At 33.4% G+C, this 18,355-nt stretch carries 18 protein-coding genes; 2 read left to right on the top strand and 16 right to left on the bottom strand.

Going from position 1 to position 18,355, the window contains the following annotated elements:
- Nucleotides 1–189 precede the first annotated feature (189 nt).
- From T367_RS0118925 to tamL, 11 genes are all read right to left on the bottom strand, one after another.
- The gene (locus T367_RS0118925) at nucleotides 190–498 is read right to left on the bottom strand and encodes a hypothetical protein (protein ID WP_027421235.1); all 309 of its coding nucleotides are present in this window, start codon (nucleotides 496–498) and stop codon (nucleotides 190–192) included.
- 27 nt (nucleotides 499–525) lie between these two features.
- The gene (locus T367_RS0118920; protein ID WP_027421234.1) at nucleotides 526–897 is read right to left on the bottom strand and encodes a hypothetical protein; all 372 of its coding nucleotides are present in this window, start codon (nucleotides 895–897) and stop codon (nucleotides 526–528) included.
- A gap of 20 nt (nucleotides 898–917) precedes the next feature.
- On the bottom strand, nucleotides 918–1,454 hold the full coding sequence (locus T367_RS0118915) for a GNAT family N-acetyltransferase (protein WP_027421233.1): 537 nt from the start codon (nucleotides 1,452–1,454) through the stop codon (nucleotides 918–920).
- 160 nt (nucleotides 1,455–1,614) lie between these two features.
- On the bottom strand, nucleotides 1,615–3,486 hold the full coding sequence (locus T367_RS0118910; protein ID WP_027421232.1) for a hypothetical protein: 1,872 nt from the start codon (nucleotides 3,484–3,486) through the stop codon (nucleotides 1,615–1,617).
- 91 nt (nucleotides 3,487–3,577) lie between these two features.
- The gene (locus T367_RS0118905; RefSeq protein WP_027421231.1) at nucleotides 3,578–4,237 is read right to left on the bottom strand and encodes a tetratricopeptide repeat protein; all 660 of its coding nucleotides are present in this window, start codon (nucleotides 4,235–4,237) and stop codon (nucleotides 3,578–3,580) included.
- A 408-nt stretch (nucleotides 4,238–4,645) separates the two neighbouring features.
- Nucleotides 4,646–5,425 (bottom strand): heparin lyase I family protein, encoded by a 780-nt coding sequence (locus T367_RS23175; RefSeq protein WP_157454315.1) that lies wholly within the window; start codon nucleotides 5,423–5,425, stop codon nucleotides 4,646–4,648.
- Between the two features lie 220 nt (nucleotides 5,426–5,645).
- Complete coding sequence (locus T367_RS0118890) at nucleotides 5,646–5,849, bottom strand: hypothetical protein (RefSeq protein ID WP_027421230.1); 204 nt, start codon at nucleotides 5,847–5,849, stop codon at nucleotides 5,646–5,648.
- 131 nt (nucleotides 5,850–5,980) lie between these two features.
- On the bottom strand, nucleotides 5,981–6,772 hold the full coding sequence (locus T367_RS0118885; RefSeq protein WP_027421229.1) for a hypothetical protein: 792 nt from the start codon (nucleotides 6,770–6,772) through the stop codon (nucleotides 5,981–5,983).
- A 9-nt stretch (nucleotides 6,773–6,781) separates the two neighbouring features.
- Entirely contained in the window at nucleotides 6,782–8,734 is a 1,953-nt protein-coding gene (locus T367_RS25100; protein ID WP_027421228.1) for a glycosyltransferase, read from the bottom strand.
- Nucleotides 8,735–8,738: 4 nt separating this feature from the next.
- Complete coding sequence (locus T367_RS0118875; RefSeq protein WP_027421227.1) at nucleotides 8,739–10,028, bottom strand: sialidase family protein; 1,290 nt, start codon at nucleotides 10,026–10,028, stop codon at nucleotides 8,739–8,741.
- Between the two features lie 4 nt (nucleotides 10,029–10,032).
- Nucleotides 10,033–12,738: a translocation and assembly module lipoprotein TamL gene (gene tamL, locus T367_RS0118870; RefSeq protein WP_027421226.1), complete on the bottom strand. Its 2,706-nt coding sequence runs from the start codon at nucleotides 12,736–12,738 to the stop codon at nucleotides 10,033–10,035.
- 37 nt (nucleotides 12,739–12,775) lie between these two features.
- On the opposite strand from tamL, the gene T367_RS0118865 reads away from it, so the two are divergent.
- Nucleotides 12,776–13,513, top strand: a complete 738-nt coding sequence (locus T367_RS0118865; protein WP_027421225.1) for a TrmH family RNA methyltransferase — start codon at nucleotides 12,776–12,778, stop codon at nucleotides 13,511–13,513.
- A 39-nt stretch (nucleotides 13,514–13,552) separates the two neighbouring features.
- On the opposite strand, the gene T367_RS0118860 is transcribed toward T367_RS0118865, so the two are convergent.
- From T367_RS0118860 to T367_RS0118845, 4 genes are all read right to left on the bottom strand, one after another.
- Complete coding sequence (locus T367_RS0118860; RefSeq protein ID WP_027421224.1) at nucleotides 13,553–14,446, bottom strand: transglutaminase-like domain-containing protein; 894 nt, start codon at nucleotides 14,444–14,446, stop codon at nucleotides 13,553–13,555.
- A 61-nt stretch (nucleotides 14,447–14,507) separates the two neighbouring features.
- Complete coding sequence (locus T367_RS0118855) at nucleotides 14,508–15,380, bottom strand: nucleoside phosphorylase (RefSeq protein WP_027421223.1); 873 nt, start codon at nucleotides 15,378–15,380, stop codon at nucleotides 14,508–14,510.
- A 12-nt stretch (nucleotides 15,381–15,392) separates the two neighbouring features.
- On the bottom strand, nucleotides 15,393–16,982 hold the full coding sequence (gene bshC, locus T367_RS23170) for a bacillithiol biosynthesis cysteine-adding enzyme BshC (protein ID WP_051568672.1): 1,590 nt from the start codon (nucleotides 16,980–16,982) through the stop codon (nucleotides 15,393–15,395).
- A gap of 52 nt (nucleotides 16,983–17,034) precedes the next feature.
- Nucleotides 17,035–17,481 carry a hypothetical protein gene (locus T367_RS0118845; protein WP_027421222.1) on the bottom strand — a complete coding sequence of 149 codons (447 nt, stop codon included), beginning with the start codon at nucleotides 17,479–17,481 and terminating at the stop codon, nucleotides 17,035–17,037.
- A 129-nt stretch (nucleotides 17,482–17,610) separates the two neighbouring features.
- Here T367_RS0118845 and T367_RS0118840 point away from each other — a divergent pair, with 129 nt between their 5' ends.
- Nucleotides 17,611–18,042, top strand: coding sequence for a peptidylprolyl isomerase (locus tag T367_RS0118840; protein ID WP_027421221.1), 432 nt, complete (start codon nucleotides 17,611–17,613; stop codon nucleotides 18,040–18,042).
- Nucleotides 18,043–18,097: 55 nt separating this feature from the next.
- Here T367_RS0118840 and T367_RS0118835 read toward each other — a convergent pair whose 3' ends face one another.
- On the bottom strand, nucleotides 18,098–18,355 hold the full coding sequence (locus T367_RS0118835) for a hypothetical protein (RefSeq protein ID WP_027421220.1): 258 nt from the start codon (nucleotides 18,353–18,355) through the stop codon (nucleotides 18,098–18,100).

Here is an 18,355-nt window from a genome sequence, read left to right as displayed (position 1 = left end):
TGGGTTATCTTTTTCAAATATAAGTTTTCTAATTTAATTTTTATAAATCACTGAGGATTAATGTTCAAAATTTGATTCAAATCAATAATATTGGGCTTAAGAAGAAGAGACCTATTATGATGATGGAATTTATCGTTTCCACAATTCAAATGTTTTATTATCTGCACAAGACATGGATTTAAAAACATTTTAAAGATTAAAATTTTCGTATTTAGAAACAATATCGTAAACCTTATCCCACCCTTCCGAACCTTGACAAATAGCGCATTCTTTTCCATTCCCGCTTAAAACCAACCAAACATCCGGAAGCCAAGGGCCTTGATCTGTATTGATTAATTTTATTTCATCAATTTCATTCCATTCAATTTGTTCCGTTTCTCTTTTTGGATGTGTCACTTTCACGTAAGTTTCTGTAATCTCTGTTTCATAATAGTCTTCCGGTTCTTTCTTTTTAAAAGCCTCATTAATACCATCAAATATTTTCTTCCAAAACCCCATTGGTTTATAATTTATTCTAAAACTTTACTATCCACAATACTTGTAAATTTTGACGAGTTTATTGTCTACAAAGGTCAAATATAAAGTTCCATAATTTATGCCACTTCTACACGGTCCCATTCCATAACGAATATCACATTTTGGATAATCACAATCTGTATATGGCATACCTATAAGATCCACGACATCCTCTTTTGACATGCCAATTGATAAATAATTATCAATTAAATCAACACACATATCCCATCTCAATGCAAATTCCCCATTTTTTTCAGTCCAAGATTTCCATTGTTCCGAATCAAATTTTTTATCTGTACATGCCGTAAGCAAAACGATAAATGCTGTAAGAAAAATTATCTTAAGGTGTTTTATTTTAGAATAGATCAAGATTTTTTTCATATAGGAGTCTGTCAATTTAATTAACCATTATTTGGTCCTTCGGCTTTAATTAGCGCATATATTTTCGCCAATTGATTGTCTTCAACAATTTCTTTTTCATATATAAAATTGAGTTTTTCTAGCACTCGAATTGAACCTGTATTTTCAGGCAGAACCATGGCGATCATCCTTTTTAAAACGAGCGAATCAAATCCAAGACTCACGCATGCTTTAGCAGCTTCAGTCGCAATTCCCTTGCCCCAATATTCCTTCATGAACCGATATCCTAGGTCTACCTCATCCATATCTTCTAGATATTTTAAACCTGTAAATCCAATGAATTTATTTTCACCTTTTAATTCAACCGCAAGTCGTCCAAAACCATATTTTTCGTAATCTCCGAATACATTTTCGATAATTCTTCGTTCAATTTCTTTTTCAGAAACAATCCCACCATCCCCCGTATATTTGCTCACTTCGGCATCTAAATTCATAACATAGGAAGGCGCTATATCTTCCATCTTAAATGGTCGAATTAACAGTCGTTCGGTTTCAATAAACAAATTCGAATTTGTCATTTAATGTTTTTTTATTGAGATTGAAGATTTTGGACAAGAATAAACTTAAGCATTATTTATCAAAATCTTTGGTACAATTGATTTACACCAAATTCTTTTGGTCATAGCCTTACACGTATTCAAAATATGACCAGGCTAAAACAAGAATAAAACTCAAAGATTATTCTTTCTCATTGATATCCATTATCGCCCGATACAATTTGTATTGTTTTGTGGGAAGCGCTGGATATTCTTCATATGCAGTGAACATGAACCTACCAAATTCCTTAACTAAGTCAGGGTATTTTTTGGTCATGTAATCAAACAAAATTTCTGCTTCTTTTGTCGTTGATTCTTCGCCTAATTCAACCTTTGATATATAAAGTATATTTGGCGTAATATCAGACTGAGTTTCCAAAAAATCGATATTAATTATATCGTATATCGAATCATTGACATGCCATTTCTTAATTTCAGAAATTAATTCAGTATTCTTATGTAAAGTCTGTAATTCTTCCGTTAAATCAATCATTCTACTTGTGACAGTGCCCTTTCCCAAATAGGAAAGTCTATAAGCCATGTTTAAAGCTATAAATCGGGGCAACATTGATTCGAAAGACTCCCATTTTCTGGCTATTTTTGAATAATACTCGGCATCTTTATTTTCTATTGAATTGGTATTGATTTCTATACTTACCAACTTATAAGTACCATCTTCTAAACCAAACTTCATACTGATAGTTTTAGATAAAGGATTGTTTTTGTAATCGTATAAGGATAACGATTGATTCTGTATGCCTCCTATTGTATAGAACTGCAGGTATGTTGGGTTTGTTTTATCTAATGATCCTCCTGTTGAAAACCGACCAGTTTCGGGCATCGTTGAATAAGTAACTTTCTTTGCATCAATAAAATTTAAATTATCTATAGATGTAATCATATTGGCAATTATTAACCCAACTTCACTAAAAGCAACAAAAGGAGTTGACGCTTTAAACATAGCGTGACTGGCTTCCCAAAAACCCTTAATATCATTTTCAGCAAGTTTCTTTAAATAAAACTCTGATGACACTTTTATTAACGATTGGTCCTTTTCTTCAAGTTGATCCCAATCATAAGAAGTCCCCATAATCAAATCATTATTTACTGGAGATAAACTTGACAGATCTGAAATTTCTTGGAGCTCCTCCATAATTATTTCATGCTGAATTTCATCAAATTTTTCTTTTATAAAAAGTGAATCTTTTGCTGATAAATTATCTTTATTCTTTAGTAAGCTAGTCGTATCTATAAATATGCTCAAGTTTTCATTATAAATACCTTCTTCTATCTTAGTATGGTAGAATCTAATGTCCGAAAGTTCTGTTTGTTTCTCTTCTTTTTTATATGAAAATATAATATCTCCAATGCCATTTATCTCATAAATTATCTCTACCAATAAGACATTGTTATAGACAGAAATATCATCCCTTTTTTGTTTATAAACGACTTGACCATCTATTTCTAACTTTTTAATTTCTGTCTCAAATTCCTCATACGATATATAGGCGTGATTATTCCTCATTAAATCATATAAATCCTTGTATTTTTTGTTTTCTAAATATTTAAGTGCAACTTCAGCCATCTCATTAAACACAACCAATTCAGCATTACCATCTCTCATTAACATATAACTACCTATCGTTATGGCACGCTCTTCATCACGTTGGCAGTTGAAATATAAAGTTGCCTTAGTTTTGGCAAATTCAATTATATATAAAAATACTAGATTTTCACTTTTTCTATTTTCGACAAGTGATTTATAACTGATTATCTTGCCATAATACTCTTTTATACTTTTAAAAAACAGCTTAAATTCTGCTTCAGATTCTGATTCCCGCTCACTTTCACTTAACATTAAATACGCCTCATTAAAATCTTGACTTTTTAGATTGTCAATAAATAATTCAGCAAACTTTGTAACTTCATCGATATTGTTTTTATCAGCATCTTGATTAAATGCTACAACGGGAAGAAAAAATATAAATAGTATTGCCTTTTTTAAGATGTTCATTTTATTCGTGAGGTATTTAACGTCTATGTTTAATTAGCTATTTACTTTGTTAACCGAATGTTTGGCTGAAGGTTAATGGCGAACAGTTTTGCTATAGTTTTGATTTATTATTGTTTTTGTGTACTCGTGTTGACTTTCTTTTCATTAAATAACCAACTAATTCCAATGCTAATAATGTCAACAATATTAAAGCGCCTCCTATACTTAGCCAGAATTGTGTATTTGAGTCAAAATTTTTGAAAATAGTAAGTTCACAAACCAACCATATCCCACCAACTATCCAAAATGGTTGAGTAATTTTACTTAATCGTTCATCCAATAGTCCATTTAGCCACTTTTTATATTTGTCATTATTGGGGTAATCCTTAACCAATCTTTCAAAAACTGTTTTTGAACGTTCTATTTGCTTGGTTTCCCAAAGTGAGGCACCGTAATTCCAAAGTAAACTTTCTATACTTATAATTTCACGTCCGTCTTCAGTATTGATTCTTGGATTTCTATCGAACATTTTTAATGCCTTTTCTAAAACAGTAACGGACTTGGTGTATTCTCCTCTACCCGCAAGGTTCAAACCATATTTATAAAAAAGTCGCAGTTTAAAATAGTAATGTTGAGCGTCTTTAGAAATTTCAATGCTATCAATTGCGTTTGTATTACGCTCATAAAAATTGATAAAAGCTAATGGATCATCTAAATTAAGACCATTTAGTTCTCTCTCTAGTTGCAGGATGTCCTTTGGTTCTCTTTCCATTACTTAGTTATGTCATTTTAAAGTTGCATTAATCTTGCTCCTAAAATACACAGCATCCGAATAGCAAAAGTATGATTAATATTCCTCCATATAAATTCACTTTAAAATATTTTCTAGCTGTTAAAAGTAATCTAAGTTAGGCATATGGGTTTTGTTGCTCAAATATAATAAAATTTACTCTTCCTGAACTGTTACTTCATTATTCTCCAGCATTTTGAATAGTTTAAGACACATTCTTACCCTCATCTAAATAATTGTAAGCAGTAAGCAGTAAGCATATTATAAATACTTGCTGAATTTCCTAATTCGTTAATCAATTTCTGATCGGTTTGTAATAGTCGTGCTTTTTCAAAATTAGCTACTTAGGCAATGAATCCCGGTAATTTAAATATTTTTTGAGCTTTGATTCTATTCTCCGTTTACCATTTCAATTCTTAAGTCATCATTATAAACAACACCGCTCGTTAATTTCGGAGGGCAGTACATTCCAAAATGCGCTTGTGACAATCGATTACTCATTTCCTTCACTTTTGCATGAGAAACCAATGCTCCATTTTGCCAAACTTTTGCATATCCCTCATTACTCAGATCTAAATACACTTTTAGTTCGACCCATTCTTTTTGCGGAAAAGGAATACTGGTTGTTTGAAATTCGTATACTTGACTGTTCTGCACTGGCACATTGCCTAGATGCACATAGCCATCATGAGATAAATTGACCAAAACTGTTCTTTCCCAATTGTCTGACTCGTCATCAGTGAAAGTAGCGAAGCTAAACCAATCATCTTCATCCCCTGTCATACTCTCTTGCAGATCGATATCTAACCAAACCCAGAATGTAATATAACAAGGTGAAACAAACGAACCGCCAGGTGTATTTTGAAATTGAAGCGTTGGGTATCCTCTGTGATTATTATTTTCTGTAATCGAAGGCGGGTTCGCTCCATCAATCCACGCTTTATGTGCCTTGGTTCCGCTATGAACAATTGAATCCGTTAATTCATGAAAAGTTGTTCCTTTATGACCTTGTGGTGTAATATAAAATCCTGAAAAATCTTCAACGGTTTCGAAAGAACTTTCAAATACTTGTAATTCCTTAACTACAGGTTCAGGTGCATCCTTATTACATGCATTTGACAACATTATGACCAAGAAGGTTAATACATATATATTAGACGTTTTCTTCATTTTCCCTTTTTTATTTTAATATTTGAGTGATTGAAATATGGTCGACCTTAAGTTTTTCCAAAATAAATTGGGCAAACCGTTTATTTGAACTTTTATGTTTTTCAAAATCAGTCATAAGACCAGAAACTTCGAGCCTTTCAGGCACCTTCATTAAAGCAATTCCATCCAATTCCAATCTTTCAAGCGCATCATTAACTTTCGATTGAAGTTCGAACCATTCTTATTGTCTTCTAATTCTAGTAATTATATCAATATCCTTATCCGCATGAATATCTCTCATTCTATAATCAGCTTCAGCCGGATTTTGCGGATTAACAAATTCAGTAATTTGCAAATTGAACAATGCTTGACCAAATCGTAACTCAGGATCTCGATTTAATGCTTTTTCAATTGCTGTCAATATTTCTTTATGCTCTTCAGTCATTATTATTTATTCCTAAGCGATGATTAAGCAAAACAAGCAAGTGATCACCTATTTTTCATTTTGTCTGTACCCCGTCTTATTAAGTAGATTCTTAATAAGAATCACACTAATTTAACATTTAAAGGTACGCTTTAATATTCTAATAATTTTTTTGAAACAATCTCAGCCCAATATCTCGACTGATCGTCTAGATAAAACAAAATCAGGAATTCTGCTCCTCCCTCTTGATAATGGGCTCGAATATTTGCTGCAAGCGTATCATTTTGATAGAAAACACGATCGACTTCCTCTGCGACCATATCATTAGCACTGAGTTGAAAATAGGCATAATCTCCTTGATACAATTCGTTCTTCACCATACGCACGACACCCAAATAGTTGTTTTTTGAATCCTGAATTAAAGTCGGTTCGTGAAAATCACAAAATGTCAATCCTTCATCATCGGATACACCGATCCCAAAATTACCAGTCGCAATAAATTCAATACTATCTGAATTGAATATTTGTTTTTTAGTGTTGATAGACTTTACCAATTCAAAAGCTTGATCACCTCGAACGAAACCCGATTTACCGTTATAATTAAGAGCAACCATTTTATACCCATCACAATATTCTGGAACTGTATTGTATATACTATCTGTACATCCACTTATTTCAACGAATTGATTATTTAAATGTGAGAGATCAGCAATTGTTTCAAAATATTGGTCGACCATTAAGATCTCCATCCCCATTAAAAGAACTTTGGAGTTGAACTTATCTGCTATCAGAATAGAGTCCTTAACCACTTCTATTATTTCCGTTTCAGATTCTTCAACAGGATCGAAAAAACCACATGACACGAGAATAAAAACAGGAATACAAAAAGCCAATAAACGTAAAAAAGACAACCTAAACAAAACTGAATAATTTGAAAAGTTCATCGTTATTCTTTATCGATCTAATTCCTTAAAATTCTTGAAAACAATCTTCAAATCAACCAATAAAGAATGGTTCTTTGCATAAATTAAATTGAACCTTGCAATGGCTTGCTCGTCTAGCTCTCCTGGATTCTGCACCATTAAATACGAAGGTAGAATTCCACTTTTAATTTTGGGCAACTTTAAATTAGAACTGTGGTTGATTTTAGTATAGCCTACAAAAGACAAACTGCCTTTTATTACTTGTAACATATTACTGAAGTACTGTTTTTTGTGCTTAAAAACCCAAATAACAAACGGACTAAAAACTAACCCTAAAATGGCCAAAAGCACATCAAAAAAGCGCTTGTTCCGCTGGTTAGATGGTTTATTGACATTGTTTATGTCCATGACGTATAAATCCCCTTGCGAATCGATTGAATTACTGCCAATAAGGAATGATGTTTCGGGTTGAGCAATTTTAAAATCTAATTTTTTACCTTCCAACAACATCATTTTTGAAATAATTTCTGCCGCGGAAATGTCTTTCGCACAAAATATCACCTCATCAATTTTATGGATATCAATCACCTGATCGAGTTGATTAATGGTTCCAACAAATTCGTCACTATCTTTTGTATCCGTCGCTGATAAAAAACAAACAGACTGTATTTTTGAGGTTGTATTTTGCAATAAATCACTTACCCTTTTCCCCTCTTCTATTTCTCCAATGATCACAAATTTCTTATTCTTCGTTCCTCCAATACGATAATTATTCCCCAATGTGAAATGGAAAATGATACGAGAGACAGTATAATATAACAAGACCCAAATACCACCTAGAAGAATGATTAAACGAGAGAATTGGAAAGTTTTAGGCAATAAAGCATAAATCATTAAAATAATCCCTGTTCCAATAAAGGCGCCCAATACATTTTTGATGAGCTTTATTGGTTTGTCGTAGCCGCCTGCAAAAAGTGCCGACAAAAACCATACAAGGCCATACAAAGGCAATGCATAATTCAATAAATAATCCGGCACATTTATTTCTTCTGCTTGCTCGTATTTAAATGCGATTAAAAAGAGCCCCGTAAGCACAACCACATAATCAATAAATGGTATCGTCATCTTTTTAATGAAGCGATTAATTAGCGCCACACTGGCTCTAAAATAAATGGCTACATTAATTAAAAAAGAATAGATTTTAGCGTTCTTACTTGAGAAGTGTTTTTTGGCAAAAATGATCATTGCATTATAGAATACAAATACATAATTGACACTACTTTTTTTGGTACTCTCGCCTTTATAATGAATGATTCTTGTTTTAGGATAATAATAGTTTTTATATCCACCCAACACAATTCTATAACTTAAATCGATATCCTCACCATACATAAAAAAGGCTTCGTCAAGCAGACCTACTTTATCTAGCGCCGTTTTACGCATCAGCATAAAAGCACCCGATAGAATTTCAATTTCATGAATTTCTTCTTTATCCAAATAAGATAAATGATACCGACCAAATTTCTTGGTTTTCGGAAATAATCGAGACAATCCAAATATTTTATAAAAGGCATCCTTTGGTGTTGGCAATCCTCTTTTCGATTCTGGCAGAAAATTACCTTTGCCATCAATCATTTTAACCCCCAATCCACCTGCGTCAGGATGTGCGTCCATAAATTCAACAATTTTTAAAAAGGTATCCTCTTCAACAATTGTATCTGGATTGAGCAATAAATGGTATTCTCCTTTAGCGATGCGTAAGGCTTGATTATTGGCTTTAGAAAAGCCTGCATTGTCTTTATTTTCTATTAAATGTACGGTAGGAAATTTTTCCTTTACCATATCAATAGAGCCATCAATAGAGTTATTGTCAACGACAAAAACTTCGCCATCAACATGTTTTAGTCCCTCCATTACAGAGTTCAAGCATTGCTCAAGGAAAAACTCAACATTATAATTAACTATGACAACAGATAACTTCATTCAATTATGGCAATGTATTCAATTGATTCTGGTTTACAATTGTTGTAAACAAACTAATTTCACCCTCATCTAAACGCAACCAAATTGGTCTTATTTCACCATCGTGTGCAGAAATATTAATATAGTCACCAAAAAACATTTTAGGATTCGGTGAAAAAGGCGTGTCATTAATTTTATATTCCTTAAAAGTTTGACCACCATCCTTAGACACAGTCATAAAGACATCTGTTCTAAAATCTTCAAAATTCGCGCGACTATAATAGACAAAATATAAATAACCTGTCGTTTGATCGATGGTCATCCAAGTAAAAAACTGATGTGTTGCTGTAGTATCTTGATTTACACGAATAGGTTGCGACCACGTTTCACCTTTATCTGATGATTTTTTCAGCCAAATATCAGTGTCTGTTGCGCCATTTCTTTGATCGGCCCAATTCACATAAATATCACCATGATGGTCTTTACCACTTCTATCCGCAGCAGTTATCGGCATTCCATTTGTTCTAAAAAGGCCAATAATTTCTAAATTCCATCCTTTGCTTTGATTTGCAATAAACTGTTCTTTTGCCAACCATGTTTCCCCTTCGTCTTTAGAAACATTAAACCAAATACTGTCATTCCTCGACCATGCCACATAAATCTCTCCTTCGGGTCCAACAGCTGGAACGGCACCTTCTGCAGTTTTATCATCGTCGGCACAATCACCTGGAATTGTTGAAATAATTTTAGGAATAGACCAAGTTTTACCTTCATCAGTGGTTTTAGAAAAAACGATATTACTTTCATCTTTAGGATCTTCTGAATTATAAGCATCAAAAGCCGTCCATGTCATATAAACATTATTATTTTTTGGATTCACTGCTGCCCATTCCTTATCGTGAAATTTTCCATCTACTAAAGTGTGACTGACACGAGTGAATCTTCCTTTTACAGATCGACCTGTTTGACAAACAATACCACCAACCAACGCTTTACCATCTATATTTGATAAGTGCATATAATATGGTCGACCTTGATTGTCAATAACGACACAAGGATCACCATTCACACCGAATTTTGACTTTAAAGATTTAGATTTCCATGTATATCCACCGTCTTTAGAAAAGTAATAATCATTGAATACTGTTCCTGCAATTATCTCATCTGTATTATTAGGATTGATGCAAATAGAAGGTTCAACTTGTGAAAATTTATAAGTCGCCTTTTTTGGTATTGGAATCTTGACATTATTAAATTGAGCGCATACCCAAGGGGAAAATAAACCAATAAAAACAATTAAAAAAAATTTCATCATAATATTAAAATGGATAACCTATACCAATAGCAATACGAGGTCTATGAGGTCGAACATACTTATCATTCCCACCTTTGTTACCGGGCTCAAAATAAGTTTTATATTCCGTTTTATCAGTTAAGAACCATCTTTCACCTGCAGGCAAATAAGGATTGTGCAGAGGGAAAGAGAAATCCGCTCTCACAATTAAGAAATCAAAATCTGCTCTGATACCTAAACCTGTTCCTATCGCTATTTCTCTATAAAATCTATCCCATCTAAAATAACTAGGATTGGTAGTTGCTTCTCCCTCTCTTGCTAAGTTCCAAATATTACCAGCATCAACAAATAAAGCACCTTCGAATAAGGAAGTCAATTTAAATCGCCATTCTAAATTTGCTTCAAGTCTTAAATCTCCAATTTGTGTATCTGTTAGGTTAGAATCTGCATAAACCTTAGTCGATCCTGGCGCCATAGTTCTTGCCTCAAAAGCACGAATATCATTCGACCCTCCACCAAAAAAGCTTTGCTCATAAGGTGCTGAAGGTGAATTGCCATATGCAACAATAACCCCGCCCATTCCTCGCATTACAACTCTGTGTTTTTTATTGATATATTGACTGGTTACCAATTGAATGTCGGTCTTCACAAACTGTGTATAAGGCACCCCAAATAATTCACGTAAATTGGTTTCTGGATTTAAATTCGTTTTTGCAACCCCTGTATAATATAGAATATTACCCGATTCCTTTAATGAAATATTAAGATCATATATGTCATTCCTATTCCGCTTATTTTTCTTCAAACGTTTATCAGAGTTTAAATTATTATAGTGGAAATCAACGCCCATCATTGTTGTAAAGTGATCCGTATATGAGTTGGTTAGGAATGGATCATTTATCTCAATCAACTTGTCTGTAAAGAGTTGTTCTTTGTCCAATTTTACGAAGTTAATATTCACCAATGTTAATTTCCATTCGTTGGTTTTACCTTCCTTGAAGTCCCAACTATAGGCGAACTCAGTCAAACTTCGTTTAAATTCCGTTCTTTTTTGATAGTTCACTCTCAAATCAAAAACAGTTTCAGGGTACAAACGTTTCGATAATTTCCTTTCAATACTTTTTGGCATTGGCACCAATTTAGGAAAGCTTAAAGAAATTGACGGTCCCCATTCAAACGTATTCAAACCTTTTATAATATTGGTCGAATTGTCTTCATTATCACCTACAATTAATTGATTGGATTCTAAACCTCCAGTAAATCCAATTTTCAGTCTTTGTGCACCACCAAATAGATTCTTATTGGTATAACTGACCAATCCTGAAATACCTAAATTACCATTTGTTGTTGTAGCACGAGGTTCGAATAAATACTGTTGTTTTTCAGCAGGATATAAATCGTACCGCACCACAACATACCGATCAAGCGGTGCCTCTGGATCAACCGTAATAGTAGGTGAAATGGTTGTAAAAACTCCTAAATTTGACAATGCACCATACGTCCGTTCAACATAATACTCTTTATAAAATTTAATTGTATCTGCATGCTCACGATTGATCTCTAAGAAATTTTGTTTGTCTAAAAGACTCGGATTTATAAAAGGTTCTTCATTAAAAATAAATGTTCCTTTTGCATAAAGTTTCAAAGTGTCTAATAACGTGTATTTACCATCCGTAATGGTATCCAACCCAAGTTCGTCACACCTTCTTTTAAACTTTTCATAATCTTTAAACGATGACGGCCCTGGATTGTGTAAGAAAAAAGTCACGTCCTTATTTTTATACGCCAGATGACTGAATTCTATTTCTCCACCTTCCGGGTTATTTGGATCTTGGATTAATTTAGGTTTGATGAATAAAGTAACATCCGCCAAACGAGGTCCAACTGTTGTATCAACAACAAAACTTACATAGTTTTTATTAAACCCGAAATAAGCACCTTCATCTCTACAGTACTGGCTGTATTGACTTCGCATATTATCCAGTGTTTCTTCATCTAATAAATCACCGGCTTGAATTGAGTTTCCACCTTCTTTCAAGTATTTATTGAACTGTTTTATGAAATCTTTGTTTTCTACTAAGGTATCGAATTCAAAACTGTTTACACGATAGGGTTTTCTCGGGTTTACATAATAAACAAGTTCTGCCTTCTGTTTTTTATCATTGTAAAAAACAGTATCAGTTGAACTGGCATAATAGAATCCTTTTTTCTTCAGATAAATTTTAAGCTGTGCATTTGTTTTGGCAATTTTTGACGTGTCTAAAAATACAGGTGGCTCGCCCATATTCTCACGTACCCAGTCTCTCCAACCTTTTTTAACCGTTTTCTCAGGAATTACTTTATGTCTATACTCTTCTTTATTTTTGGCCTCTGCTTTCTCAATTCGTTTTTTATTAATGCGATACTCTCTAATTCTCCGTTTTTTATTCTTTTTACGGTACTTTTCAATTTTCTTATTGACTTGCTCCTTATGCTTAGTTGTATCAATTCTATTATAGAAAAATAATTTGACCTTTAAATTTGGCTTTGGTCGAATTAAATCGAGCATTTCAGATTTGCTTACCAAATCATGATCTTTAGAAATTTCTTTAGGATCTACAGAAGTATCAACGAATTTAATATCATTGCCTTTCAATAAATATTTTCCATCAGGAACATATTTTGCTTGATTACAGCCGACGAACAGCAGTAAAATTGCGGAAACTAATGTATATTTGAAACTTTTGACCATAAAATTCAATCGGATACAAAAATAATGGAATAAGAGGATGCCAATATCAAAAAATGAAATAAAATTAGTTAAATCTCTTCAATTAAAAAAGTACCGCGAAAGCCTTGGTTTATTTGTGGTTGAAGGAATTAAATTGACTGAAGAATTATTTGGTCAATCGAAATATACAATCGACCGTATTTTTTGCACGAATGATTACGCTGCAGATTTACCAGAAAATGTTCCTTTTGAAAGGATTAACGAAAAGGATTTAGAAAGAATTTCAGGACTTAAACAACCGAATAAAATTCTTGCCGTTGTGCAGAGTCAGCCGCAAAATGATGCGATTGATTTTGAAGATACGATTCTAATTTTAGACGATATAAAAGATCCAGGGAATTTGGGAACCATCCTTCGAACGGCAGATTGGTTTGGCATTAAACAAATTGTTGCCTCAAGTAATTCTGTTGATTTGTATAACCCAAAAGTCATTCAAAGTTCAATGGGAGCCATTTATCGCATTAATTTCAGTCGAATGGAATTAGCTGATGTACTAAATGATTTAAGTCAACATGAATTCGAAATATTAGGAGCAGAATTAAATGGAACGAACCTTTACGAGAAAAAATTCGAGACGAAAACGGCTTTAGTAATGGGAAGTGAATCTCACGGTATTTCTGACGAATTAAAATCAAGATTAACAGCATCAATTACGATACCTAAATTTGGAGAAACAGAATCGTTAAATGTGGCAATGGCAACGGGAATTATTTTGTCGCAAATGCGTGGAAAGTAAATTAGGAATTATCAAAAAATCTTTGATCTTTCTATCTTCTTAATCCAAGACAGCTAACAATTCACTCAACTCATCAACCTTTGTAAAATCACCACCTTTTGTATAAGACAATGATAAATTATTCATGAGTCTTTTTAAGATATCTGTATTTGAGCAAGGCTCAAAATAGTTATTCCGCAATGGTAAATTCAAACTACGTAAATAATTTTCTATTTCGTTTTGATTAAAGATTCTACCCTTACTAAATGGATTGATATAGAAAAGCACATTGCGCTCATCCGTATCTAAACCTAACATTTTCAAGGTTTGATATTCGTCCATGAATCCTAACACAAAATTATGCGGCAAATTAATTCCATAGATTGGAATTTCAAGTTTCTGCGCGATAATTGAATAAAGAATAGACAAACTCAATTGATTGCCTTTTTTAGACTCGAGTAAAGTATTCAAAAAAGAATTCTGTGGTGAATTAATATTGCTATCAGTTGATTGAAAGCCACAAAGATCGAATAAGACATGATTAAAAATCTTAACAATTTCAAAAGCAGTATGTTCGTCACTCAATTCAAGCCAAACTTTTTGTTTAATCTTATCTAATTCTTGTTCGATAAATAAATCATCGACCTCAGGGAATTGGAATTTACTTATGATCAATGACCCTCTCAATAAATCTCTATTGGTTGAGTCTTTCCATTTTAGTAATTCATTCTTTAACTCGTTGACTTGAATTTGTCGAATAATATGCTGTACACGTTCTTGAAAATGATGTTCTGTCTCAACAGAAGTCCAACTCATTTCCAGTGAAGGAATGATGTGCGAGCCCATTTCTACAAGTTCAGATCTTACCTGCTTATAAATATGTTTATCCGGATCTTCAACGAGCCGAATCAGCGCATTAATTTTTATATGGTCAAGTTTTACATTGTTCTTCACTCCGACAAAGGTAGGTCAGAACTCCTCCGTTAATGAACTGGATGACAAAATGTTTTTAACCCTACAATGTTAATCGGTCTAATATTTGATTGATGAGACCATCCATTTTCTCGTGATAATTAGGTAAGAAAGTTTTGGTATTTCTATTCGCAACAACTAAGCAAATAGTGAGTGCATGATGACCTAAAGCGGCCGCCATAAAATACAAACCAGAAGTCTCCATCTCGAGATTCGTGAGTTGTAATCCTTGCCAATTTAAGGTCTGAAATTCGTATTGCTGATTCGGGTAACGCAATGGCAATCTTAATGCCCTACCTTGCGGACCGTAAAACCCATTTGCTGTTAACGTTATCCCTCCCACTCCAAAATCTTTAAATTGCTTATTCAGTTGTTTAGAAGCCGATTTTACGTAGGGTTGATTCAACCGTTTATCCCATTTTGCCGCCGCAATAAAAGCCGTTTTTAAGTGGCCTTCATCTTCACTAAAATCATGCTCATAAAAATGAGCCAAGCCATCCAAACCAATTGCATATTCCGAACGAATAATATCACCGGGTTCAACCGAATTTATTAAAGCCCCACATGTGCCAATTCGAACGATGTTTAAAACGCGTTTATCTGCTCTAATTTCTCTCGATTTAAGATCGATATTCGCAATTGCATCCAATTCTGTAAGAACTATATCTATATTATCGGTTCCAATTCCTGTAGAGATAACAGTTAATTCTTTGCCTTTATATTCTCCAGTCATCGTTACAAATTCCCTGTTCTCTGTTTTAAACCGAACCGAAGAGAATTTGGCTGCAATTAGCTCAACACGCCCAGGATCACCAACGAGGATAATATTATCGGCGATATCTTCATCCAATAAATCCAGATGATAAATACGTCCTTTATCATTCAATGTTAATTCAGATGCTTGTAGTTGCGCCATTTTTTAAACGAATTATATGCGTACAATATTTACTTTAGGTGCTGTCGCCGTTGACATCAACGCCATTATATCGGCAATAAAAGCATCGTTTTGCAAATGATAAGGGATGAAATTATCAAAACGTTCTTGGAAACTTCCTCCAGGAAAAAACTTAGCTTGTAATGATTCTATTCTCTTTCTTTCCTTATCTAACTTTCCTTTTTCAGACTTAATAAAACTGGCTTGAATTTTATCAATTGTTTTTTCAAACTTGGCAAACTCAGCTTCAACCATGGCATTTAAGCCTTTATTAATCACATTTGATTTCTCAACCAATTTTTCTTTGACAGCCTTCAACACTTGCCTTTCATCATCTAATTGAATTTCATCTGCGTTATTCGCCAATGCCAATTCCTTTAATATCATTTCTAAATTCTCTTTCAAGTCAAAAATAGACATATTAATCGCTGCCAATTGCTCCTCTTCGCTCTCTCTTACCAATAAAAAAGAATCTCTCACTCTTAATAATGGGTACGGAATATTTAATGCTTCAAAGACACCTTTTAATTGTAACCAATAAGCAATCTCTCCGCCACCACCTACATAAACCAAGTTTGGTAAAATACATTCTTGATAAACAGGTCTCAATAAAGCATTTGGTGAAAATTGCGCTGGGTTATCATCTATCGCATTCAATACCTCCTCCTTGGTCCAAGCTTTTTCATTAATCAAAAAACCATCATCCGTCTTAGCTATTCTTTGGCGGTAATGATGCTCATCGATATAAAAAAGATTACATTCTCTTAAATAGACTTGTTGGTGATAACCTAATTCTTCGAGTGCAGCATTCGTCTTATCAACCGTGCTAAACACCAATTCCTCTTCTACTTCTTTTTTTGCTATCGGTGCAAATGCCTTCTTTAATTCTTGGTCATTCCCATCTAAAATAACAATACCATATTCACCGAATAATTGATTCACCAATTCTCTTGTCGCCTCAGCTAAATTCGAAGTCGTTTTATAAGCATTTGTCAATTTTATCAAAACCTCTTTTAAACTTTCATCTTGATATTTGTCTTCAACAGTTGCCAAAAACTCATTCATTGAATCCAATTCAATTGCTCCAACTATTTTCCCCTTAGAAACTTCATTCTCCCATTCAATTTTTTTACCAAAAAGGTGTAAATGATTGATTTCTTCAAAATCATGATCCTCTGTTGCCATCCAAAAAACTGGAACAAAATTCATTTCAGGTTGATCAATCGCTTTTTGATTGGCAATCTTAATCACCTGCGCAATTTTATAAATAGTATAAAGTGGTCCCGTTAATAGGTTTAGTTGATGACCAGTTGTAATCGTATATGTATTATTTTGAAGAATAGCATCGATATGTTTTTGACTTGCGACAGTTAATTCAACCGCACTATTCTGTTTTATCAATTGTTGATTAAGTAAGACTCTTTGATCAACCGAAAAAGGTTTCTGTTTTATTTGCTCAGAGATTGCTGCAGCGCTATAGAAATCATTAATAAATTGCTTTATTGGTTCTTTTTCTTGAATTAAATCGCGTACCAATTGCGACGAAAACTTTAATTCTTCAAACGAATATTCTTTTGTAATCATGGTACAAAAGTAAAAATTAAATAGGGCAATTTTATTGATTTACATAAAAGAATTAAGCTTTGATATTGGATTCCTCAAGCTGGTTATCTTTTGATAACATCATAATAATTAACATAAAAATAACGGATACCAAGCCTAAAGTAATGTAAACAAAACTACCAGCGGAAGCATAAAAAACCAATAGCACCCATATGGAGTTACATATTAAATAGATGCGCGCTCCCGACTTATTCCCCTTTACCAATTCAGAAAGACCATAAATACAAAGAATAGAGATCATTACCATTACGATACTAATACCAGCCATCACGTAAATCAATCCTTCAAATACGCCGTCCATTTGCACAACCTCTTCAACTTTACCAGCATTTATAATACACCCTAAAAAAAGCAATAAAAACATTAATGCCCAAAATCCGTTTGCCAAATACGAAAGCAAAGCAACAACTTTTAAACTACTATTCTTTTTCTTTGGTATTAGCGGTTCATCCAATTCCATACAATTATTTTAAACCTAAAGATCATACAAATTAATTAAACGGCAATAGATCCAATAGAAATTTGGCATGCCTAATCCAATTCTGTTTCGTAATTTTGCACTTTAATTTGCATAATAAAATTTATTAAAATGAAAGCAACAATAACAACGAATAAAGGCACAATGATTGCCGAATTATACGAAAAAGAAACGCCAATCACGGTTCAAAACTTTGCTAAACTAGCAAATGATGGATTTTACAATGGTTTATCATGGCATAGAGTTATTCCTGATTTCGTGATTCAAGGTGGATGTCCTGACGGAACAGGTGCAGGCGGACCAGGTCACACAATTGATTGCGAAGTAAATGCTGAGAAACAACACCACGAAAGAGGTGTTTTATCAATGGCGCATGCTGGTAGAAATACTGGTGGATCTCAGTTTTTTGTTTGTCATTCACGTAATAACACATCTCATTTAGATGGTAACCATACTTGTTTTGGAAAAGTTATTGATGGTGTTGATGTTGTTGACAAAATAGTTGAAGGCGACAAAATCGAATCAATTACGATTGAAGCTTAATAGAAAAAAAAGCAATAAAAAAAGCCATCGGTCAAATGACTGATGGCTTTTTTATTTACTGAGTAATATTCTTTGCAACAGTGGGACATTTATCCGTTATTGCTGCTATCCAACCTTCGTCTGCAGTTACCTCCGCATCGTAAGACTCTTTTAAAGCCAAATCACACTCGGCCCAATTAATATCAAAATCATCATATTCATCATTCTCCATACAATCACACATATCTTGTGCTGCTTTGCCCTGATCGGCTGTATAAGAAGAACAAGAGGTAAACATTGCGCCTAAAGCGAATACTAAAACATATTTTTTCAT

Source organism: Crocinitomix catalasitica ATCC 23190 (genome assembly GCF_000621625.1).
Taxonomy (GTDB): Bacteria; Bacteroidota; Bacteroidia; order Flavobacteriales_D; family Crocinitomicaceae; genus Crocinitomix; species Crocinitomix catalasitica.
Note: the sequence above shows the minus strand (reverse complement) of the source record. Positions and strands in the feature narration are given on the sequence as shown.